The organism is Streptomyces sp. NPDC001508, from assembly GCF_040298665.1.
Taxonomy (GTDB): Bacteria; Actinomycetota; Actinomycetes; order Streptomycetales; family Streptomycetaceae; genus Streptomyces.
This window is the reverse complement of record NZ_JBEPAP010000043.1, coordinates 1-21,705: the sequence shown is the minus strand read 5'-3', so window position 1 is coordinate 21,705 and position 21,705 is coordinate 1. Positions and strand designations below refer to the sequence as shown.

Genomic DNA, 21,705 nt, shown 5'->3' with positions numbered 1-21,705 from the left:
GAAGCGGCGACGGATTCGTTATACGTCAGTCGTCTGACGACTGTCAACGGTTCGTTCGGCGTCCCGTTCAACCCTCGAAGCGGCCCCTGCGGACCAGGCCTGATCTGCGGCATCGGACCCAGCCGGCCCAGCTGCCGACCACGTCGCAGCGAAATCCGCGGGCTGCAATGCGGGTTGGGGGCGTCAGGTCCTGCCGGCCGAACTGAACGCGGCCTCGCGGCCGGACCGGTCCCGCTGCGTGGTCGACTCCTCCGACATCGGGGAGTCAAGTGGTTGCGCAGCCAGGCGGATCTCATGGGCGTCGCTTCGGGCGCCCGCCCCCGTCAACACACGACCGGACGCACGCCCGGCAAGCCCACGGCTGTCCCCCACACACACAAGGCCACTTCGGCGCAACGCCCAGCGACCGACCCCACCAGGGCCGACCCAGAAGAGGGTGGTGATCGTTGAATCACTGCTGTTTCTGCCCGTTCCTGACCGCTGTTGGTCATGCGTTGGTCACGTGACCAGCCAGCCATCGGCGCAGCTCAGAGTGTGTCTGCCGTGACTCACACCCACCGTTCAATGCGACCTCGTGACTGGACGGCGGGCCGCTCTTGTGACAGGGGTAAGACGGTCCGTGGCTTGCTCACCACAGACCGGAGAGGCCGCCCGTGCCGGTTGGCTCTACTGACCTTTGCGGCGTGTTGTCGTTGAGGGCTGACGATGTGTGATCGTCGCGGTATTGCTGTTGTGTGAGATATCCGCAGGGTGGTGGGCTGACGCCTGAACGGCAGGCGTTTCGCGAGCGGGTCCGGCTGGAGGCTGCGGAGCGATTCGCTGCGGGCGCCTCCAGCGCCGAGGTCGCCAAGGACTTACGGGTGAGTGTGCGCTCGGTGCAGCGCCGGCGCCGGGCCTGGCACGGCGCCGGAGCCGAGGGGCTGCGGTCTGCCGGGCCCGTGTCACGGCCCAAGCTGAGCGAGGCTCTGTTCACCGTGCTTGAGCAGGAGCTGGCGAAGGGGCCGGTCGCGCACGGTCGGCGCGACCAGACGTGGACGCCGGCGCGGATCAAGACGCTGATCGGGCGCCGGTTCCACAAGAGCATGACGCTGTCGGCGATCGCGCGGATGCTGCACCGGCACGGCTTCAGCCACCAGGTCCCGGCCCGCCGGGCGGCCGAGCGTGACGAGGAGGCCGTGGCGGGCTGGGTGAAGGAGACCTGGCCGCAGGTGGAAGGTCCGCGGCGGCGCCCGACGCCTGACTGTGCTTCGAAGACGAAGCCGGCTTCTCGATGACGCCGCCCACCGCACGGACCTGGGCCCGGCGCGGACGCACACCCGTCATCCGGGTGAGGGGACGCTCCCGGCGCCGCTTTCCCATCGCCGCTCTGGCCTGCTACAAGCACGGTGAACGCTCACGGCTGGTCTACCGGCCCAAGCGGCATCTCGATCACAAGCGCGGCGGCAGACGCAGTTTCACCTGGACCGACTACCGCGACCTGCTCATCGCCGCACACCAGCAGCTCGGCGCACCCATCGTGCTCGTGTGGGACAACCTCAACGTCCACAGGGACCGCCGACTACGGCAGTTCATCGACACCCATGACTGGATCACCTGCTACTTCCTGCCGGCCTACGCACCGGACCTCAATCCCGTCGAGGCATCTGGTCCCTGCTGCGGCGCAGCAGCCAGGTCAACACCGCCTTCACCGACCCCGACCACCTCATCAGCACGCTCCGACACGGTCTCCGCCAGATCCAGTACCGCAGCAACCTCATCGACGGATGCCTCGCCGAAACCGGACTCACGCTGACGACATCACGGCAACAACGTCAGTAGAGCACCAGTGCCGCCCTTCTATGCGGGATGCAGTCCGGCACTGCCGAGGACTCCGGTTCGACTCCGGGCAAGGGGACTGCTCGCCCTGGAGGAACAAGGTCCAGGACAGCCCGAGCGCCACCAGGGCGAGCCCTGCAACACGCATCACCTCGAAATCGGAAACGACGAACGAGAGGTAAGCGAATGACCGTCATTGCAGAGGCGCCGGTCACCAAGAACACGGGCACGCCCGGCCTGGTGTGGCTGGACCTCACCCGGAAGTGTCAGCTCGCCTGCGGGCACTGCCACAACGGGTCCGGCCCGGACGGCTCACACGGCTCGATGACTGCCGAGGACTGGACGCGTGTGCTGAACGAAGCCGCTGCGGCCGGCGTACCCCGAGTGCAGTTCACCGGGGGTGAGGTCACCATGCACCCCGACGCGCCGACCCTGATCGAGCACGCGCTGAAGCTCGGCCTGGACGCCGAGGTTTACAGCAACATGGTTCACCTGAGCGAGGACTGGTGGGAGCTGCTGCGGCGGAAGGGCGTCAACCTGGCCACGTCGTACTACGGCTCGGAGGACGCGCACAACGCAGTCACCCGGCGGAACAGTCACACCCGCACTCACGCGAACATCGTGAAGGCGGTGACGGACAGGATTCCGATCCGCGTCTCCGTGATCGTCTCCGACCCCTCCGACACGGGTGCCGAGACGAGGCGGGAGCTTCAGGCCCTGGGCGTCCGTACCGTTCACGTCGACCACGTCAGGCCCTTCGGGCGCGCGGCGAACGGACAGGAGCCGTGCACGGACGGTCTCTGCGGGCGGTGCGGGGACGGGCGGGCGTCCATCGCTCCGAATGGCAAGGTGTCGCCGTGCGTGTTCTCGACCTGGATGGGCGTGGGGAACGTTCAGGATGCGCCGCTCGGCGCTATCCTCGGCGGCCCGGAGATGGCACAGGCCAACGCGACCATCCGACAGGGCCGGGATCTCAGCGTCTCGTACAGCTGCGGCCCCGACAGCCCCTGCGGCCCGGACAACGACAGCGGTGGCGGTGGCGGCGACGAAAGCGAGTGCTCGCCGGGCTTCCCCGGTAGTTCGTGCTCCCCGAGGAACTGAAAGGCACATGGACACCGACCTCCCCGAATCCGCAATCCGACCTCTCATCCGCGAGCACACGGGCCCGGTGACCGCGATCCGTCGGACCGAACACGGCAACAGCTCAGATCTGACCGCCATCGTTGAGTGCGAGAGGGGCCCCTTCTTCATCAAGGCTGTCCGCAATCGGCCCGGCGGTCGGCGGGACTCCCTCGTCAGGGAGCGGATGATCGATGCCGCCCTTGTCCACATCGCACCGCCCCTGTTGTGGGATCTGGAAGCCGAAGACTGGCTGATCTTGGGTTACGAAGTGGTCGACGGCCGGTCGGCCGACTTCGCGCCCGACTCGCCGGATCTCCCTATGGTGGTCGACACGATCGCGCAGATTGGTCGCGTGCCTCTTCCAGCGTTCGCCCAAGACTGGACCGAGACCCGGTGGGACCGGTTCGCCTCGGACACCTCGGAAGCTGAGCTGTTCCGAGGTGACTCGCTTCTCTACACGGACATCAACCCGCACAACCTGCTCGTACAGGGACGGCGCGCGTGGGCCGTGGATTGGGCGTGGCCGACCAAGGGGGCCGGGTTCATCGATCCAGCGCTTCTGGTCGTCCAGCTCATCGCGGCCGGACACACCCCGGCGAGTGCGGAGAATTGGGCGGGTCAGTTGCCCGCGTGGCACAGGGCGGCTCCGGGGGCGATCAATGTCTTCGCTGCCGCCAACCTGCGTATGTACAGCGCGTTCGCCGAGCGGAAGCCGGATGAGGACTGGCTGAAGTCCATGGTCGCCGCGTGCGAGGCGTGGACCGGCCACCGTGGCGTCACGGCGACATGAAATAGGCTCGCACCCGCCAATGGGACGCCCACCGTGTCCCAGGAGCCAGACGATCCCCCACACTGAACCTGTGGGGGGCCTTCTGCTTTTCCGGCCTGTTTGCTAGAGCAGTGCGCGGAACGGGTTCTCTTCGAGGGGTTCGGGCCGCTCGGTCACGGAAACCGGCGGGCGAACCGACCGCTTCGGTTCCGGCGCACGTTCCGGGGCACGCTTCGGGTCCGGACGGTAAGCGCCCAGACGGACGACCGTTGCACGGTTCTCCTCACGCTCCGCGCTGGCCGGCTGCGTCTCTGCGTGATGGGAAGTGTCCCGGTTCCTGTTGCTGTCCGTGCTGGCCGGCTGCGGCGCAGAGTCACCGGAACTGTCACCGCGGATTGAGAAAACGGTGGCGGGTCGGCCAGGATGAGCTGGACCGTGCTCTCGTCGGCCCGCCCCACTACCTCAAAGCCCATGCGACGAACGGCTTCACGAGCATCCGTCCAGTCGTAACCGGGAACCTCACCTGACCGGGAACTTCACCTGCGATCATCACGGACGAGACAGGCTCTGGGTCGGACTCCACCACAGGCGCCGTTTCCGGCTCCGGCTCCGGCTCCGGCTCCGGCTCGGAGACAGGCTCAACCGGCACGGACTCAGGTGCAGTCGGGGTGACCTCATTCTCAGACGGAGCACCCAACGCATCACAGAGGCAGCGACCGAATGTGACGTCATGTTCCAAGCACAGATGCCACGTGTCCTTACCAAGCGTCAGCGATGACGTGGCCTCAACCTCGGACCCATCACGAGCGATCAGCGAGTAGCCGGAGCGTTGCTCTGGCGGCCTCCCCGCTCGAGAACTATTCTTCCGTACCCCTATCAGTAAATTTATTCAGAAAGGACCCAACCGGGGGTGCCTTTTCTTGACCACGCTTGACAATCAAAATACGGGTCGCTTCGCACCAAATAAGGCGTCCATGACGTCACTGAATGAAGTGGACCTGATCCCGATCTCGCGGGGCGTGCAAATCAGGGAAACAGCGTCTAAACCACTTTCTCCGCTCGGGGTCGGCTATCTCGGAGCATACTGATTCGATGCGCCGGAGGGTTCGCACGCACTCCTGATGGACGTCTTGGTACGCGCTCAGGAGTGGGTGCTCCCCGAGTGGGATTGAGGATGAAGTGGTCTCTCGTCCACTGGGAAGAGGGAGCCATCGAACTGGGTTGGGTCGTGGTCGAAGAGGGCAACTCCTACCGGCTGCGGAAGCTGACCAAGGATGGTGACGACAACGCGGTGATCTACGTGGATCAGTCCGTGATGAACGTCCTGAAGTGGCAGAAGGAGAGGCAGGACGCCGAGCGTGCGCGTCTCGGCTCCGCCTGGGTCGATCATGACCTTGTGTTCGCCCGTGACGGCTTCAAGCTGTACCGGGGCGAGGCTGGCGGCCCGCAGGACCCTGAGAAGGTCTCGGCCCGGTGGCGCACCCTGCGCAACCGCCTCCACCTGCCCGACGACTTCCGGATTCACGACTGGAGGCACAGCAAAGGTCACGAACGACCTGGAGGCCGGAGAGAACCCCGTAGAGGTCTCCGCGAACGTCCGGCACCACTCGCCGGGCTGCACCATGGCCCGGTACGGCCACTCCCGAAAGGACGGAGCGCGGAAGCTCGCCGCCTCCGGTGCGGGCCGACTTGGCCTGTCATCCCTGGTCTGACCTGGGATCTCTCCAGGCTGTTGGTCACGCCACAGCCCGGAAAAGCAGAAAACCCCTGACGAACAGGGGTCTCAGCTGGAGCTGGAGCTGGTGTCCGAGGGGGGAGTTGAACTCTCCACTCGGGCACCAGCCCTTTAGTTCGCTGACCTGCGGATACGCACCCTGTGAGCCTGCTTCGGGACTGTGCGAGTTGGTCATGCTCACCTGCTGTTTCTGCCCGTTCCTGGCCGCTGTTGGTCATGCGTTGGTCACGTGTCCAACCGGTCCAGCTCCGGGCGGCTTGACGCCGACATCTCCCGTGGAGGCGGCTGTACGCCCTTGCTCCGGGGGCTGCTTCGGGTCTTTCAGCAGGAACCAGTAGCTGAGGTGATCGGCCCCCCTCCCTGCGCGGGAGCCGGATCCCTCAGGTGCTGATGTAGTGCTACTGGGAGACCTGCTTCGCAGCCTCGATGAACCGGCTCCAGGAAGCCGGATCGAGACTCAGGTGACCAAATTCCCGGTGCTTGCTGTCTCGCACCATGACACGAGAGAGGTCATTGTCTGCGACTTCGACGCAGCTATCGGATTTCGTGTAGGAACTCGTGCGCCAATTCGGGTTCGTGGCCAAGGTCCCGGCTCCTAATCAGTCGGCATTCTGTCATAGTGATGGATTGCAGCGAAGATGAGGTCTCGTACAGCGGCTCCGTAGACCGCTGACTGTTTCAACAGGGCGAACGCTTTGGCGTACAGCTCGATTTCGCGTGGCTGTGCGACGGAAAACTCCGCCGAGAAGGTCTCAACTAGAACGAGCTTGTCATCGAACATCGAGAATGAGTTACCAGGCCAGATATGCAGGGGCGCGGACTTGGGGACGATTCCCAGGCTCAGCCTGGCCAGCCCCATGACCGACAACAAGCGGTCGAGTTGCCCCTTCATCACCTCCTTTCCTCCAAAGTTGCTGTACAGCGCCTGCTCGCCGAGCAAAACGTTAAAGATTCGATCGCCTCGGTATAGGTATTGCTGCCGTTCAAGCCGCTTAGCCGTGGCGGCTTCGGTGTCGTCGGGAATCTCGTAATAGTTGACGACCTGCTTGAAGGTCTCTGCGGCGTACTCGGAGGTTTGGAGCGTCCCCCACACGAGCGTCGGATGCCAGATTCGAAATACCTTAGTTTTTGAGTAGACCGGTATTGCGGCCTGCTGTCTCTTCTCTGCCCCAGTCGCCAACTGCCGGCGCCACTCAAGCCACAGCTCGTCAATGTGCCGGACCGTGGCAATCAGGTCTTCGATCTGCTCTGATCTGTTGGTCGTCGTGCACCAGACGCGGATGTCGTCCTCGCTGGCGTTCTGCTTCCCGTTCTCGATCCGGGAGACCTTCGACTCCTGCCATCCTGTGGCCAGCGCGAATGCCCGGCCGCTCGCGAAGCCCGCATCCTTGCGGAACCCACGAAGCCGGGCACCCAACGCCTCTCGTGCTTCTTGTGCTTGGTTGCTCACTGATGGGTCAGGGCTTGTACTCGGCGTGAGGGATGGCGACGGCCCAGAGCCGGTCTCGCAGACGGATGCACTCGGCCACGGTGTCAGGGTCTTCCACGATCTCTGACCCAAGAACTCGGCCTTCAGGATCGAAGTGCCCCACGGCAAGAAGGCGGTCGTCGTACAGCCACCAGTCGTTCCCTCCCACGGGGAAGGCAACCCCTTCCGGAAGCCGGTGCCTCGGAAGCCATCGAATGTCCTCGCCCATCTCGACGTTGAGGTGCGTGAGCGAGTGCTCCCAAGTGACGTACTGGCTGTGGGGCTCTGTGACGACGCGAACGCGACGGACCGTCTTGCCCTCACCAGTGACGCGCTTCATCAACGTCGTCCAGTCATCGAGCCATGAGTAGTCGTCGGGTTCGCCACGCTTCCATCGCGCGTACGGCGTGTCCTCGATGGGAGACCCGTAGTCGTCTCGCAGCTCCAGATGGAAGGCATCACGCTCGAACTGGTTGAACAGCTCGTCACGCTGCGCGGGGCTGATCAGGTCCACTGTCTTCCTCCAGGAGGGCCGTGATCGAGGACTTGGGAACCTCGATACAGGTCTCATAGTCGGGCATACGCATCTGGCTCAGGGCTTCAGCGTCGTGCATTTCCGGGCCTTGAAGGACGCAGGTCCCCTGTTCAGTGACGATCTTGATCGGGTCGTTGTACTTCTTGATCTCGCCTGTGGGGAGTCCGTCCTTGGCCAGGTGCTCGAACAGCTCGGTCGGCACCTCGATGACGGTCTGACCGTCTGGCACATCGAGACGCATGAGGAGTTCGTTCGCGTACACCTTCCAGCCTTGGATGACGTAGGTGTCCTGGTCGCTGGCGTACAGGGTGGGGCTGTCTCCCGGGGTGGAGTTCTTCCCAAGGAACCGTAGCTGCATGGTTGCTCTCCCGTCCGCTTCCTTGCGCCGGATTGCGCGACAAGATGATGGTCGCGAGGTCGTTCGAGCCCGTCAATCGGATTGCTGCAAACTAGCGCAATCTCCTTGGGACTTGGGCGCCAGCCCCTCTACGTTCGTCTTCGGACCCAACCTGCTGAGGCAGCACCGAGGGGAGAATCGTGGTGGCCAGCGTGACCCGAGAGCCTGAGACGACCAGAGAACACCTCGAAGTGGACTGGCTCAGGGACACCATCACCGTGATTCAGCTCATGGACCTCTCCCGGTCGACCCGAGCGGACATCGACGCCAGGACGACCGAGTGCATCGGCCACCTGGAAGAACTGTTGGTCGTAGGCCTGGGCGCGGACCAGGACGCCGAGGTGATGGAGCTGTTCCGCCGGGCGTACAGGCACCTGGACCTGGCCGGCCGTCCGACGCCGGCCACCCCCGCCTGCGACGCGTTTGCCTATATGCGAGACACGGCGACCGTCACCTTCGAACTGCTGAAGGTCTACGTGACGAAGACCGAGGGCCAGGACCAGTGAGCCTCAAAGCCGTACTCCGGTTCGTGAACCCGAGACCCCGACGGAGAGTGGACCTCGCGGGCCCGCTGCGTCTAGGGGGACGAGGAGGAGTGCGGAGCCGAGTCCATGGTGTTAGGAGGCGACGAACCCCCTGCTGACTGGATGGCCGAGCACACCGCTACGACTGGGCACCAGCGCTTCCAGCGGATCTCCAAGGATTACGCCCTGGTGGAGAAGGCGGAGTAGTGGCGAGCCGACCTAGCAGGCCGTTGAGTTGGGGCTGGTGCGTCCTCGGCCGACACTGGGCAATGGTCGTTTTCATAGGCCCGGTCGAGTCGGACGGCATGCAGGCCCCCGTACATGCCTGCGAAGGCTGCTGCGCCTACATGCGGAGCTTCGTCCGCAAGTACAACAGGCGCCGGGACAAGCAACCGGCCTAGAAGCTCCCGCTCATCCGCCTCCCCCGACGGATGAGCGGGGTCCAACGCCCACCCCGGCCTGGGACGTCACGGTCGGGGCCTGGGGTGGGTCAGCAAGTGCACATCAGATCAGAGGAAGAGAGGACTTCCGAATGACTGTGGCACCCGAAAGGCCCGTCTCCCTGCTTCAGGGCAAAGACCTGGTGTCGCCCGAGCAGTTCGAGCGCCTGGTGGACTTCTGCGCCGAGGAGTACGGGCACGAGCGCTCGATGGCGGAGCGCATCATGAACGAGGCCCTGGCGTTCATCGACGTCATGGGCCAGACCGGTGAGGGCATGTCGCCCTCTCAGGTCGTCGATCCCGGCTGGCACACGTTCATGCTCCACACGGAGGAGTACGCCGCCTTCTGCACGGAGCGGTACGGCCGGTTCATGCACCACGCCCCGAAGAGCCGCTACCGGGACAAGGCCACGATGGTCGACGTCGTGTCCAAGATCCGCGCCCACGGCTACGCGGTGGACGAGTCCCTGTGGGGCACCAAGGCCGACTGCAACGAGCCGACGTGCTGCGGCGACGGCCCGTGCTGCTGATGCAGGCCGCTGTCAGTGGCAGCCGCTAGAGTCCGGCCCCCTCACAATCCAGGACTCTAAGTAAAAAAGGAAGTTTTCATGGCAACTGCCGAAGCAACCAAGGGCCGGGGACGGGTAACCGTCTTTTCCATGTTCGGGCCCGTCTTCGGCTACGCGAGCACTCTTGTGGATGACCAACAGGTCGCCTACATCGGTCCGCTCACTCCGGCCGTCAATTGGCGGAAGCTCTGGCAGATGGCCGAGCGCTGCCACAACGACGGAGCCTCGGAGACCAGGAAGGCCCAGTGGATCGTCTCGCAGGCGTCCCGTGCGTTCATCTGCGGCAGTGACGTCGTCGTGAAGCTCCCCGACGCCGATTGGGAGATGGAGCCTGGTGGTTGGCTCGTGGAGCTTGGCGACTCCTGGTGCAACCAAGACGTATTGGTTACTGGCAACCTCACAGTGCCGGACCTCACCGCCGAGCAGATCATCCCGAAGTTCACCTACTACCCGCAGTACGCGGGATGACGCCCCGACCACTCTCGCTCTCGCAAAGGTCAAGTGGCCGAGGCGCCTGGCTCCCCACCACCATCAGATGAAGGGAACTCACCTATGAGGGTAGACCTTCCGGCGACAACGCCGGGGCCTGATCCGCCGGGCGGTCCGACCGGGCCGCAAAGTACCCGGCACAAGCCCCGCTGAGCCGCCCTCTGGATATCAGCCTCTGAAGGATGAATTAGGCTCCATGACTGCCAATGGGACGCCGCCGTGTCCCGGAGGCCAGAAACCCCCCGCGGTTCGGATGCGGGGGGTTTCTGCATTGTGACGCCTGCCAGAAGCCAGGACACAGCAGCCGGAAGTGGTACCGGCTGCGGGCTTTGTTTGCTAGAGCAGTGCGCGGAACGGGTTCTCTTCGAGGGGTTCGGGCCGCTCGGTCACGGAAACCGGCGGGCGAACCGACCGCTTCGGTTCCGGCGCACGTTCCGGGGCACGCTTCGGGTCCGGACGGTAAGCGCCCAGACGGACGACCGTTGCACGGTTCTCCTCACGCTCCGCGCTGGCCGGCTGCGTCTCTGCGTGATGGGAAGTGTCCCGGTTCCTGTTGCTGTCCGTGCTGGCCGGCTGCGGCGCAGAGTCACCGGAACTGTCACCGCGGATTGAGAAAACGGTGGCGGGTCGGCCAGGATGAGCTGGACCGTGCTCTCGTCGGCCCGCCCCACTACCTCAAAGCCCATGCGACGAACGGCTTCACGAGCATCCGTCCAGTCGTAACCGGGAACCTCACCTGACCGGGAACTTCACCTGCGATCATCACGGACGAGACAGGCTCTGGGTCGGACTCCACCACAGGCGCCGTTTCCGGCTCCGGCTCCGGCTCCGGCTCCGGCTCGGAGACAGGCTCAACCGGCACGGACTCAGGTGCAGTCGGGGTGACCTCATTCTCAGACGGAGCACCCAACGCATCACAGAGGCAGCGACCGAATGTGACGTCATGTTCCAAGCACAGATGCCACGTGTCCTTACCAAGCGTCAGCGATGACGTGGCCTCAACCTCGGACCCATCACGAGCGATCAGCGAGTAGCCGGAGCGTTGCTCTGGCGGCCTCCCCGCTCGAGAACTATTCTTCCGTACCCCTATCAGTAAATTTATTCAGAAAGGACCCAACCGGGGGTGCCTTTTCTTGACCACGCTTGACAATCAAAATACGGGTCGCTTCGCACCAAATAAGGCGTCCATGACGTCACTGAATGAAGTGGACCTGATCCCGATCTCGCGGGGCGTGCAAATCAGGGAAACAGCGTCTAAACCACTTTCTCCGCTCGGGGTCGGCTATCTCGGAGCATACTGATTCGATGCGCCGGAGGGTTCGCACGCACTCCTGATGGACGTCTTGGTACGCGCTCAGGAGTGGGTGCTCCCCGAGTGGGATTGAGGATGAAGTGGTCTCTCGTCCACTGGGAAGAGGGAGCCATCGAACTGGGTTGGGTCGTGGTCGAAGAGGGCAACTCCTACCGGCTGCGGAAGCTGACCAAGGATGGTGACGACAACGCGGTGATCTACGTGGATCAGTCCGTGATGAACGTCCTGAAGTGGCAGTCGGAGAGGCAGGACGCCGAGCGTGCGCGTCTCGGCTCCGCCTGGGTCGATCATGACCTTGTGTTCGCCCGTGACGGCTTCAAGCTGTACCGGGGCGAGGCTGGCGGCCCGCAGGACCCTGAGAAGGTCTCGGCCCGGTGGCGCACCCTGCGCAACCGCCTCCACCTGCCCGACGACTTCCGGATTCACGACTGGAGGCACAGCAAAGGTCACGAACGACCTGGAGGCCGGAGAGAACCCCGTAGAGGTCTCCGCGAACGTCCGGCACCACTCGCCGGGCTGCACCATGGCCCGGTACGGCCACTCCCGAAAGGACGGAGCGCGGAAGCTCGCCGCCTCCGGTGCGGGCCGACTTGGCCTGTCATCCCTGGTCTGACCTGGGATCTCTCCAGGCTGTTGGTCACGCCACAGCCCGGAAAAGCAGAAAACCCCTGACGAACAGGGGTCTCAGCTGGTGCTGGTGCTGGTGTCCGAGGGGGGACTTGAACCCCCACGCCCGATAAAGGGCACTAGCACCTCAAGCTAGCGCGTCTGCCATTCCGCCACCCGGACTTGGTGCCTGTCGACTTGCCGGGGGTGTGCCCCGTGGCAACACGCACAACAATACCAAGGTTTCGCAGTGGCTTTCACCTGCGTTTCCGTGACCTGCGCGGGGTCGGCGGCACGGTCGGCGGCACGCCGCCCGGCTCGTCACGGACGGTGTCCGGGCGGGCACGCACACACGGGTTCGTGCAGGGCCCGGACATGGGGTCGCGGGGTCCCGGGGTCCCGGGGTCGCCGGGGTCGCCGGGTCGCGGGCGCGGGCCACGCGGGGTCCCGAGGGCGCCGGGTCGCGGGGGCCCTGGGGTTACGGCATGAGCTGGTAGTCCGGGAAGTTTCCGGGTAGGCGCTCGGCCGCCGGGCCCCGGGTGACCGCGCGGACCAGTAGTTCCCCGCCGACGAAGGCGCCCCGCCAGGACGCGCCGAAGCCGCCGAACAGCTCGTCGCGGTCGCCGCGGGAGCGCGGCTTGCCGTGCCCGGTCTTGAACGCGCGGATCTGCGGGGCCAGCCGGTCGTAGGCGGCCCGGTCATCGGTGGCCAGCGTGGCCACCAGCGCGCCGTTCGACGCGTTCATGGCCGCCAGTAGCTCCGCCTCCGTGTCGACCAGGACGATGGTGTCGACCGGCCCGAAGGGCTCCGCGTGGAACAGCGGGGACGAGGGCGGCGGCCCCAGGAGGGTAACCGGCTGGACGTAGGCGGATGTGTCCTGGCCGGGCAGGAAGCGGGCGTCGCCGGCCCTGCCGCGGTGCAGGGGTACGGCGCCGCGGTCGATGGCCTCGGTGATCTGGTCCTGCAGTTCCTTGGCCTTGGCCGCGTTGATCAGCGGGCCGAAGTCCAGTTCGGGGCAGGCGTCTTCGGGGTGCTCGACCGCGAGCGGGTGGCCGACCCTGACGGTGCGGACCGCGGGGAGGTACGCGGCCAGGAACTCGTCGAACAGGGAGCGCTGGACGACGAAGCGGGGGTAGGCGGTGCAGCGCTGCTTGCCGTAGTCGAAGAGTTTGGGGACGACGACGCTGAGCGCGTCCCAGTCGGAGTAGTTCCAGATGCCCCAGGTGTTCAGGCCCTCCTGTTCCAGTACGTGCCGTTTCCCGAGGTCGGCGACGGCCGTGGCGACGGCGGCGCCGGTGTCACGGCCGCCGACGAAGGAGACACAGCCGATCTCGGGTGCCCGCACCAGTGCCTCGGACAGTTCGCCGCCGCTGCCGCTGACCAGGGTGACGGGGATGCCCTCGCGGGCGGCGAGCGCGGCGGCCAGGGTGAGGCAGGCGACACCGCCGTCGGTCGGGGTCTTGGCGATGACCGCGTTGCCGGCGAGCGCCTGGACCAGCAGGGCGTGCACGAGGACGCTCATCGGGTAGTTCCAGCTGGCGATGTTGGACACGGGTCCGTCCAGCGGGGCCCGGCCGGCGAGCATCGGTTCGATGCCGTCCACGTACCAGCGCACGCCGTCGATGGCCCGGTCGACGTCGGCCTGGGCGAGCCGCCAGGGCTTGCCGATCTCCCAGACGAGCAGCAGGGCGAGCAGTTCGCGGTGCTCGGTGAGCGCGTCCAGGGTCGCGGCGACCCGGGCCCGGCGCTTGTCGAGGGGGACGTGCCGCCAGGCGCGGTGCTGGTCGAGCGAGGCGCGTACGGCCTGCCGGGCGGTGGTCCGGTCCAGGCGTGGGGCGCCCGCGATGGGGCTGCCGTCGACCGGGGTGGTGGCGGGCAGCGCGTGGCCGTCCGGCTGCCAGGCGGCGCCCCAGAGGTTGCGGACACCGTCGTCCCGGAAGGCCTCGGGGGCGATGGCGAGGCAGCGCCGCCAGGCGTCGTTCCAGGATGTGCCGGACTTGAGGGTGAGGGTGGGGTGGTCGGTGGTGAGGCTGGTGGCCATGGGGTCGGCTCCGCTCTCGGTGCACGATCGGGCGGGGTGGGACAGGGGCCGCCCCCGTGCCCGTGCGCCGCGCCCGGGCCCGCGGCACCGCGCTCGGCGGCGCGGACGCGGGCGACACGGGGCGCGGGCTGGGGCGCGGGGTCGTACCGGGTGCGTCGGTCGGGGCGGGACGCTTGGCGCGGCTCAGCCGCGCGCGGCGTCGCCACGTATGTCCAGTGTGTCCAGTACCAGCCGGGCCGTCTCGGTGGGCGCGCCGCCGACCCGGACGCCGGCCGCCTGAAGGGTCTCCTGCTTGGCGCGGGCGTGCCAAAGGAGCCGGAGACGATCGCGCCCGCGTGGCCCAAGGTGCGGCCCTCGGGGGCGGTGAACCCGGCGACGTGGCCGACGACGGGTTGGGTGAGGTGTGCCCGGATGTACGCGGCGGCGCCGGTGGGGCCGCAAGGCGACCTGGGTGTTCGTGATCGTCGTGCTGGGGCTCGCCCAGTTCGGTGTGATCCGGGCCGGTGATGTCCAGAGCGGAGGGCTGTCCCTGTTCTTCGCGTTCCTCTCCGGTGTTCTTCGCGTTCCTCTCCGGTTTCGGCGGCGGCGCGTTCTGTCCGCTGGGCCGGCCCCCTACGCACCACCGAACACGACGAGCGGGCCCTCCCCGGACCGGGGAGAGGGCCCGCTCGGGTTTGGGTGGCGGGGTTACCTGCGGCGCAGGGACGCCAGGTTCCGGTAGCCGGTGCGGGCATGGGTCAGGGACTGGGCCGGGTCGGTGGCGCTGGGCGCGTTGTCCTGCTCGACCATCGGGTTGTGGTAATCGCGCCGGCCGACGCGCGAGAAGAACGTCGTGTAGTCGATGACGCCGGTGCCGAACGGGACCATGTCATAGCCCTGCCCGTTGGTGTCGTTGACGACGCCGTCCTTCGCGTGGAAGAGCGGGTAGCGCTTGTTGTGGCAGGCGACCAGGCCCGCCGGGTCGAAGACCTGCTCCCGGGTGGAGCCGTCGGGAGCGGTGTAGCTGCGGAACTTGTACTGGGCCACGTGCGCCCAGTAGATGTCCATCTCCAGCCACACCAGCTTGGGGTCGGTGACGGACAGGAAGTACTCCAGCTTGCGGATGCCGGAGCTGCGCGTCGGGTGACCCTGGGCGTCCAGCGGACCGCGGTCGAGCAGAAAGCCGTACGCGGCGTCGTGGTTGTGCGTGTACAGCTTGATCCCGGCGCGGCGGGCGATCGCGCCGAGGGCGTTCCACTTGTCGGCGGCCACATCCCAGTCGGCCCTGTAGGAGCTGCCGGTGGGGTCGCCGCCGGTGCCCATGTGGTCCATGCCGAGGATGTTCGCGATCTCCAGGTGCTTCTTGAAGGTGTCCAGGTCGGCGGTGGTCAGCGGCCAGGAGGCCGGGATGAAGCCGTGGTTGCCCTGGGCCCGCAGCCCGAACTCGTCCAGCCAGCGGCGCAGCAGCCGGGCGCCCTGGACGCTCTCCAGGTTCGCCCCGCCGGGCGCGTTGGCGTGCTGGCCGTATCCGGCGAACTCGACCTGCCGGTAGCCGAACCGGGCGAGCTGCTGGAACACGGCCCGGAACCCGGAGGGCAGGCTGGTGGAGAGCGGGTCGCGGCCGGTCGCGTCGCGGACGGTGTACAGGATGATGCCCCGCTTGTCGGCGGGAACGAGCAGCTGCCCTCTGCCGCCCTTCCCGGACGCGGGGGCGGCCGGCGCGGCCTGGACGGGTGCCGCGCCGAACACGGGGGCGGCGATCGCGCCCGCCGCGACGGCGGTGCAGGTGCTCAGGAAGCCGCGTCGGCCGATGCCGAGGGCACGGCGCAGGGGTTCGTCGGTGCCGGTGACGGTGGTGTCGATGTCGTTCACGGGTGCCTCTCTCTGGACTGGTGGTCCGATAGGCCCGCCAGGGCGAGCAGCAGGGACTTCACGTCGGTGGCCGCGATACGGTCGCCGACGGCGCGGGGGGTGGAGCACAGCAGGAGCGGACCGTCGTCGTCGCTCGCGGGCAGGCGGCCGTGGCTGCCGCGGATGGGTGAGGCGTCGAGGGGCACCACCGCCATGCGGTAGCGCATGCCGAGCTTCTTACGGGCGAGCGCGGTGGCGGCCTTGACCTTGACGTAGGGGTCGAGCGGGTCCATGAACAGCTCGACCGGGTCGTATCCGGGTTTGCGGTGGATCTCGACGAGCTGGGCGAAGTCGGGGGCGCGGTCGTCGTCGAGCCAGTAGTAGTACGTGAACCAGGCGTCCGGCTCCGCCACGGCGACCAGCTCGCCGGAGCGCGGATGGTCCAGGTGGTGGGCCTTCTTGCCCTGCTCGTCGAGGAGTTGGTCGATGCCGTCAAGACCGTCGAGCGCGGCCCGGGTGGCGTCCAGGTCCTCGGGGCGGCGCACATACACATGGGCGATCTGGTGGTCGGCGACCGCGAAGGCGCGGGAGGCCATCGGGTCGAGGTATTCCATTCCGTCCTGGGTGTGCACCTCCAGCAGGCCGGCCCGGCGCAGCGCCCGGTTGATGTGCACGGGGCGGTCGGCGCGGGTGATGCCGTACTCGGAGAGGGCCACGACGGTACGGCCCTCGGCGCGGGCGTCGTCCAGCAGCGGGGCGACGGCGGCGTCCAGGTCGGCGGCGGCCCGGTGGGAGCGCGGGTCGTCGGGGCCGTGGCGCTGCAGGTCGTAGTCGAGGTGCGGGAGGTAGCAGAGCGTCAGGTCGGGGTTGCGGGTGCGCAGGACGTGCCGGGTCGCGTCGATGATCCACTGGCTGGAGACCAGGTCGGCGCCCGGGCCCCAGAAGTGGAAGAGGGGGAACGTGCCGAACTTCTCGGTGAGTTCGTCGTGCAGCGCGGGGGGCCGGGTGTAGCAGTCGGGTTCCTTGCGTCCGTCGGCGTAGTAGACGGGCCGCGGGGTGACGGTGATGTCGGTGTCGGCGCCCATGGCGTACCACCAGCAGATGTTGGCGACCGTGTAGCCGGCGTGGACGCGGCGGGCGGCGTCCCACAGTTTCTCCCCGGCGACCAGGCCATTGTGCTGGCGCCACAGCAGGACCTCGCCGAGTTCGCGGAAGTACCAGCCGTTGCCGACGATGCCGTGTTCGGAGGGCATGCCGCCGGTCAGGAACGTCGACTGGGCGGCGCAGGTGACGGCGGGCAGGACGGTGCCGAGCGCGGCCCGGGAGCCGGTCCGGCCGAGCCGCTTGAGGTGCGGCATGTGGTCGAGGAGCCGGGGGGTGAGGCCGACGACGTCGAGGACGAGCAGCGGGGTGGGTCCTCCTGCGGCGAGCGCGGCGCTCATGGCAGCTCCTTCAGGCCGAGGTCGGTCAGCAGGTCGCGGGCCAGGGTGAGTTCGGCGGCGATGCCGTCGACGAGCCGGCTCCGGTCGCGGGGCCGCAGGTCCGGCGGGAGTGCCTGCCAGGTGTAGGTCTCGACCTCCAGGTGGCGGGTGAGCGGCTGCGGGCCGCCGACGAGCCGGGTCAGGGCGGTGCGCAGCACGGGGAGTGTGGCGGTCAGGGGTGCGGCGGGTGCCGCGTGCAGCGGGACGTGGAAGTGGGACCGCCAGGGCGCGGTGTCGGGCAGCGCGTCGCCGTGCACCGCCTCGGCGAGATCGTCGGTGCCGCGCAGCCCGGTGTCGGTGACGGTGCGGGTCTGGTGCAGGAAGCGGGGTTCGGCGAAGGCGGCAAGGGCCTTACGGACCTCGGGGCGGCGCGGCTCGGCGGCGTGCAGGGCGGCGGACAGCTGGGACTTGACGATGCGGACGCCGGCCCGGGCGAGCGCGTCCAGGGCGGTGTCCGGGTCCTCGAAGGAGGTGGCGAGGTGACAGGTGTCGACGCAGATGCCGATGCGGTCGTGGGCGAGCGCGGTGAGCGGGCCGATGGCGTCGGCGGTGGTCTCGACGATGCAGCCGGGTTCCGGCTCCAGTCCGACGCGAATGGAGCGGCCGGTCAACTCCCGCAGGGCGTCGAGGCGTTCGGCCAGGGTGCGCAGCGCGGTGCGGGCGGCCTGGGCGCGTGCGTCGTCCCAGCGGGTGCGCCAGGCCAGCGGCAGGGTGGACACGCTGCCTTCGGTGACGTCGTCGGGGAGCAGCCCGGCGAGCACCCGGGCCAGCGACGTGGTGTGCTCCAGGCGTTCGGGGTCGGCCCAGTCCGGCTGGTAGACGCGGTACTTGACCTCCTCGGCGCCGAAGCCCTGGTAGGGGAAGCCGTTGAGGGTGACGACCTCCAGGCCGCGCCGTTCCAGTTCGGAGCGCAGGGTGCGCAGGGCGGCCGGATCGGTGACGAGGGCGTGGGCCGCGTCCTTGGCGAGCCACAGGCCGATGCCGAGCCGGTCCCGGCCCAGCCTGCGGCGTACGGGTGCGCAGTGGTCGCGGAGTTGGGCAAGGACGCCGTCAAGGGTCTCGGCGGGGTGCACATTGGTGCAGTAGGCGAGGTGGACGGTGGTGCCGTCGGGGTGCCTGAAGCGCATCGCTCACTCACCGCCGCGCAGGATGCCGCTGCCCTCGTGGGTGGCGCCGGTCTGCGGGACGTCCAGGGCGAGCCGGCCGCTGAGCCCGTAGAAGGCGACCGGGTTGCGCCACAGGACCCGGTCGACGTCGTCCTCGGTGAAGCCGTCGGCGAGCATCAGGTCGGCCACCTTGCGGGTCTTGAGCGGGTCGCTTCTGCCCCAGTCGGCGGCGGAGTTCACCAGCACCCGGTCGGGCCCGTACGCGCGCAGGATCGCGACCATCCGCGCCTCGTCCATCTTGGTGTCCGGGTAGACGGAGAAGCCGAGCCAGCAGCCGCTGTCCTTGGCCTCCTCGACGGTGGTCTCGTTGAGGTGGTCGACCAGGACGCGGTCGAGGGGCAGTGCGGACTCGCGGACCACGTCGAGGGTGCGGCGCAGCCCGGACAGCTTGTCGCGGTGCGGGGTGTGCACGAGCGCGGGCAGCGCGTGGTCGGCGGCGAGCTGCAACTGGGCGGCCAGCGCGGTGTCCTCGGCCGGGGTCATCGAGTCGTAGCCGATCTCGCCGACGGCCACCACCCGGTCCTTGACGAGGTACCGGGGCAGTTCGTCCAGGACGGGCGCGCACCGCGGGTCGTTCGCCTCCTTGGGGTTGAGGGCGAGCGTGCAGTGGTGGGCGATGCCGTACTGGGCGGCGCGGAAGGGTTCCCAGCCGAGGAGCGAGTCGAAGTAGTCGAGGAAGGAGGCGGGAGAGGTGCGGGGCTGGCCGAGCCAGAAGGCGGGCTCCACGACGGCGCGGACGCCCGCGGCGTGCATGGCCTCGTAGTCGTCGGTGGTCCGCGAGGTCAGATGGATGTGGGGGTCGAAGATGCGCATCAGGACTCCTTGCCGTGGGGGTCGTCCGTGGTGTGCGGCGGTGTCCCGGCCCCGGTCAGGGTCAGCACCCGGTGCAGGTCGTCGGGCACGCGGCGGCCGGCGGCGGTGCGCTCGGCTGCGTAGTCGTCGAGCATGCGGGCGAGTTCCGTGTCGCCGCGGGCACGCCGGAGAAGGTCGGCCACCGCGTCCAGGGGCACGCCGGTGAACAGGCACTTGAGTACGGCGTGCCGCCAGGCGTGGGCGGCCAGGTGGCGGGCGGCGTAGGGGCCCACGGCGGCGGCCAGGAGCCGGGTGTCGTTGGTGCGCAGCGCGTCCTCCACGAGCGGGAGCGCGCCGGCGTCCGCGACGAGGTGGGGCAGGGCGTGCAGGACCGCGCGGCGTTCGTCGGCGGTGCCCTGCCGGTAGACACGGGTCAGGGCGTCGGTGTCGGCGCGGGCCGCGTACAGCACGAGGACGCGGGCGGCATCGGCATGGACGGGGCCGCAACGCCGGCCGGCCTCCGCGAGGCGCAACTCCCAGGCGGAGATGGGGCCGTGGCCGCCGGGATGGGCGGCCGCCTCGGCGAGGGCGTGGTCCAGCCAGGCACGGGCGGCGGCGTCGAGCCGTGCGTGCAGCCTGGTGTGCAGGTCGTCCGGCGGGGTGTGGGCGGGGCCGGCCACCGGGGTGCCGGGGGCGGGGTGCCGGTGGGTCATGCGGTGCTCCCTTCGGGGGTGGCGGGGGGCTCGCCTGGGGCCCGGACGGGGTACGGGGCGCCCGGTGACGCGGAGCCGGCGGCGGTGGCGGTGGCGGTGGCCGCGGCGCGCAGGAACGGCAGGGCGAGGGCGGCCTGGTGGGGTCCGGCGTGCGAGTGCCGGGGCAGTTCGACGACGGTCAGACCGCGGTAGCCGGTGGCGGCGAGGGCCGCGAGGACGGGCGGGAAGTCGATCTCGCCGTCCCCGAAGGGCAGGTGCTCGTGGACGCCGCGCCGCATGTCCTCGATCTGGACGTGGCGCAGCCAGGGGGCGGCGGCGCGTACGCAGTCGGCGGGCGGCAGCGGTTCCAGGCACTGGCAGTGGCCGATGTCGAGGGTGAGGCCGAGCGGGGCGGGGTCGCCGAGGGTGCGGCGCAGCCGGTGGAAGTCGGCGAGGGTGGCGAGCAGATGGCCGGGTTCGGGTTCGACGGCGAGCGGGACGCCCGCGGTGGCGGCGGCGTCCAGGACCGGCGCGAGGCTGTCGGCGAGCCGCTGCCAGGCGGTGTCCTCGTCGGTGCCGGCCGGGGTGATCCCGCTGAAGCAGTGCACGGCGTGCGCACCGAGGTCGGCGGCGACCCGGACCGCGCGCAGCAGCAGGCCCGCTCGGCGGGCGCGGGCCTCGGGGTCGGGGTCGAGCAGGGAGGGGCCGTGCTTGTGCCGTGGGTCGAGGACGTAGCGGGCGCCGGTCTCCACGGTGACGTCCAGGCCGAGCCGGGCCAGCCGGTGGGCGACACGGCGGGTGCGGGCGCCGAGGTCCGGGGCGAGCGGGTCGAGGTGCATGTGGTCGAGGGTCAGTCCGACGCCGTCGTAGCCGAGGTCGGCGAGCAGCCCTAGGGCGTCGTCGAGCCGCAGGTCGGTGAGGCCGTTGGTGCCATAACCAAAACGAAACGGCTGGCCGCCGGGGACGGATGGCATGACCGGGGCGGCTGGGGCCGGGGCGGGTGTCTTGGGCGGGGCGGCAGCGGCTGGCGCGGGCGCCGGGGGCGGGACGGCAGCGGCCGGGGTGTCGGGTACCGGTGCGGGCGCCGGGGGCGGGGCAGGAGCAACCGACGCGGGCACCGTGACCGAAGTGGCAGCAACCGGCACAGGCGCCGTGACCGGGGTGGGAGCAGCCGACGCGGGCGCCATGGCCGGGGCGACAGCAGCCTGCGCGGGTGCCGGGGCCGAAGGGGCAGCCGTCGGTGTGGGTTTCGTGGGTGGAGGGTGTGGGCTCATGTGACGCTCACCTTCTTCGCGAAACGGCGGGCGAGCGGCGCGAGGGCCGCGGTCAGCAGTGCGCTCGCGGGCGCGCCCGCGCGGGCGCAGAGCGCGGCCTGGAGGGGGACGGTGGCGCGGATCGCGCCGCCGACGGCCCGCTGGGTGAGCTGCGGGGACGGATTGAGTACGGCGTGCAGGTAGGGCCGGCCGGCCGTGACGGCGTAGGCGGCGCCGAGGGCGGCGCGCAGTGTGTCCTCGGCACCACCGGGGGTGCGGTGGGGCCTGGGCGGGTAGGTCCCCGGCGGGCCGGAGGCGGCTGCGTCACCCCGGCCCGCCGGGTGGCGGAGAAAGCCGGGTGTCCGCTCGCTGCGGCGGGCCGCGGCGTCGGCGGGGACCGGCGAGGAAGCGGACGTGGACGCGGTCCGGCCGGGCCGTGGCCGGGTCAGCGCCAGCGTCAGGGCGCCGGTGGTGGCCAGCGCGGCCAGCGGCGCGAGGGCCGAGCCGCCGGTCGTCTCGCGCCTGGACACCGCCGTGACCGCCAGGGTGTGGGAGCCGAGCAGCGCGGCGGAGGGCAGCGCGCCGCGGACGGCGCCCGGGGCGGGCCGGCCGGCCGTCGCGCCGAGCAGCAGGTCGAGGCCGCGGGCCGCGGCCATCGCCGCGGGGCCC

18 protein-coding genes, 1 tRNA gene and 3 pseudogenes are annotated in these 21,705 nt (G+C 69.0%); 8 read left to right on the top strand and 14 right to left on the bottom strand.

Features of this window, described 5'->3' with window-relative positions:
• Nucleotides 1-734: 734 nt before the first annotated feature.
• From ABT245_RS46230 to ABT245_RS30695, 4 genes and pseudogenes are all read left to right on the top strand, one after another.
• Nucleotides 735-1,818 (top strand): annotated as a pseudogene (locus ABT245_RS46230) (IS630 family transposase).
• A 183-nt stretch (nucleotides 1,819-2,001) separates the two neighbouring features.
• Nucleotides 2,002-2,916, top strand: coding sequence for a radical SAM/SPASM domain-containing protein (locus ABT245_RS30705; RefSeq protein ID WP_351739707.1), 915 nt, complete (start codon nucleotides 2,002-2,004; stop codon nucleotides 2,914-2,916).
• 7 nt (nucleotides 2,917-2,923) lie between these two features.
• Nucleotides 2,924-3,727, top strand: a complete 804-nt coding sequence (locus tag ABT245_RS30700; protein WP_351739704.1) for a hypothetical protein — start codon at nucleotides 2,924-2,926, stop codon at nucleotides 3,725-3,727.
• 1,141 nt (nucleotides 3,728-4,868) lie between these two features.
• The gene (locus ABT245_RS30695) at nucleotides 4,869-5,477 is read left to right on the top strand and encodes a site-specific integrase (protein WP_351739701.1); all 609 of its coding nucleotides are present in this window, start codon (nucleotides 4,869-4,871) and stop codon (nucleotides 5,475-5,477) included.
• Between the two features lie 362 nt (nucleotides 5,478-5,839).
• Here ABT245_RS30695 and ABT245_RS30690 read toward each other — a convergent pair whose 3' ends face one another.
• The 4 genes from ABT245_RS30690 to ABT245_RS30675 are packed head-to-tail and all read right to left on the bottom strand — an operon-like array spanning nucleotide 5,840 to nucleotide 7,802.
• Entirely contained in the window at nucleotides 5,840-6,025 is a 186-nt protein-coding gene (locus tag ABT245_RS30690) for a DUF397 domain-containing protein (RefSeq protein WP_351739698.1), read from the bottom strand.
• An 11-nt stretch (nucleotides 6,026-6,036) separates the two neighbouring features.
• On the bottom strand, nucleotides 6,037-6,891 hold the full coding sequence (locus ABT245_RS30685) for a helix-turn-helix domain-containing protein (RefSeq protein WP_351739695.1): 855 nt from the start codon (nucleotides 6,889-6,891) through the stop codon (nucleotides 6,037-6,039).
• Nucleotides 6,892-6,898: 7 nt separating this feature from the next.
• Complete coding sequence (locus tag ABT245_RS30680; protein WP_351739693.1) at nucleotides 6,899-7,423, bottom strand: DUF6879 family protein; 525 nt, start codon at nucleotides 7,421-7,423, stop codon at nucleotides 6,899-6,901.
• Nucleotides 7,395-7,802, bottom strand: a complete 408-nt coding sequence (locus tag ABT245_RS30675) for a hypothetical protein (RefSeq protein WP_351739690.1) — start codon at nucleotides 7,800-7,802, stop codon at nucleotides 7,395-7,397. Before ABT245_RS30675 ends, ABT245_RS30680 begins: the two co-directional genes overlap by 29 nt.
• A 191-nt stretch (nucleotides 7,803-7,993) precedes the next feature.
• Between ABT245_RS30675 and ABT245_RS30670 the strand changes: the two genes are divergently transcribed.
• From ABT245_RS30670 to ABT245_RS30660, 4 genes and pseudogenes are all read left to right on the top strand, one after another.
• A complete protein-coding gene (locus ABT245_RS30670; protein ID WP_351739687.1) occupies nucleotides 7,994-8,347 on the top strand; it encodes a hypothetical protein in 354 nt (117 codons plus the stop codon).
• A 99-nt stretch (nucleotides 8,348-8,446) separates the two neighbouring features.
• Nucleotides 8,447-8,572, top strand: a pseudogene (locus ABT245_RS46225) (hypothetical protein); the annotation flags it as partial.
• A gap of 325 nt (nucleotides 8,573-8,897) precedes the next feature.
• Nucleotides 8,898-9,335 (top strand): UCP032817 domain-containing protein, encoded by a 438-nt coding sequence (locus ABT245_RS30665; protein ID WP_351739684.1) that lies wholly within the window; start codon nucleotides 8,898-8,900, stop codon nucleotides 9,333-9,335.
• A 129-nt stretch (nucleotides 9,336-9,464) separates the two neighbouring features.
• A complete protein-coding gene (locus ABT245_RS30660; RefSeq protein ID WP_351739681.1) occupies nucleotides 9,465-9,842 on the top strand; it encodes a hypothetical protein in 378 nt (125 codons plus the stop codon).
• 2,034 nt (nucleotides 9,843-11,876) lie between these two features.
• Here the strand turns inward: ABT245_RS30660 and ABT245_RS30655 are convergent.
• From ABT245_RS30655 to ABT245_RS30610, 10 genes and pseudogenes are all read right to left on the bottom strand, one after another.
• Nucleotides 11,877-11,964 (bottom strand) — tRNA-Leu (locus ABT245_RS30655).
• A 295-nt stretch (nucleotides 11,965-12,259) separates the two neighbouring features.
• Nucleotides 12,260-13,822 (bottom strand): aldehyde dehydrogenase family protein, encoded by a 1,563-nt coding sequence (locus tag ABT245_RS30650; protein ID WP_351739678.1) that lies wholly within the window; start codon nucleotides 13,820-13,822, stop codon nucleotides 12,260-12,262.
• Nucleotides 13,823-14,005: 183 nt separating this feature from the next.
• Nucleotides 14,006-14,247 (bottom strand): annotated as a pseudogene (locus ABT245_RS30645) (succinate--CoA ligase subunit alpha); the annotation flags it as partial.
• A gap of 262 nt (nucleotides 14,248-14,509) precedes the next feature.
• Complete coding sequence (locus tag ABT245_RS30640) at nucleotides 14,510-15,673, bottom strand: sugar phosphate isomerase/epimerase family protein (protein WP_351739676.1); 1,164 nt, start codon at nucleotides 15,671-15,673, stop codon at nucleotides 14,510-14,512.
• Nucleotides 15,670-17,094, bottom strand: coding sequence for an alkaline phosphatase family protein (locus ABT245_RS30635; protein WP_351739673.1), 1,425 nt, complete (start codon nucleotides 17,092-17,094; stop codon nucleotides 15,670-15,672). The genes ABT245_RS30640 and ABT245_RS30635 overlap by 4 nt, the downstream gene beginning before the upstream one ends.
• Nucleotides 17,091-18,260 carry a metabolite traffic protein EboE gene (gene eboE / locus ABT245_RS30630; protein ID WP_351739670.1) on the bottom strand — a complete coding sequence of 390 codons (1,170 nt, stop codon included), beginning with the start codon at nucleotides 18,258-18,260 and terminating at the stop codon, nucleotides 17,091-17,093. The genes ABT245_RS30635 and eboE overlap by 4 nt, the downstream gene beginning before the upstream one ends.
• 3 nt (nucleotides 18,261-18,263) lie before the next feature.
• Nucleotides 18,264-19,112 carry a TatD family hydrolase gene (locus ABT245_RS30625; protein WP_351739668.1) on the bottom strand — a complete coding sequence of 283 codons (849 nt, stop codon included), beginning with the start codon at nucleotides 19,110-19,112 and terminating at the stop codon, nucleotides 18,264-18,266.
• Nucleotides 19,112-19,804, bottom strand: coding sequence for an EboA domain-containing protein (locus ABT245_RS30620; RefSeq protein ID WP_351739665.1), 693 nt, complete (start codon nucleotides 19,802-19,804; stop codon nucleotides 19,112-19,114). The genes ABT245_RS30625 and ABT245_RS30620 overlap by 1 nt, the downstream gene beginning before the upstream one ends.
• Nucleotides 19,801-20,757, bottom strand: coding sequence for a sugar phosphate isomerase/epimerase family protein (locus ABT245_RS30615; RefSeq protein ID WP_351739662.1), 957 nt, complete (start codon nucleotides 20,755-20,757; stop codon nucleotides 19,801-19,803). Before ABT245_RS30615 ends, ABT245_RS30620 begins: the two co-directional genes overlap by 4 nt.
• Before the next feature lie 296 nt (nucleotides 20,758-21,053).
• A partial coding sequence (locus ABT245_RS30610) for a UbiA prenyltransferase family protein (RefSeq protein ID WP_502982230.1) occupies nucleotides 21,054-21,705 on the bottom strand: 652 nt, incomplete at its 5' end.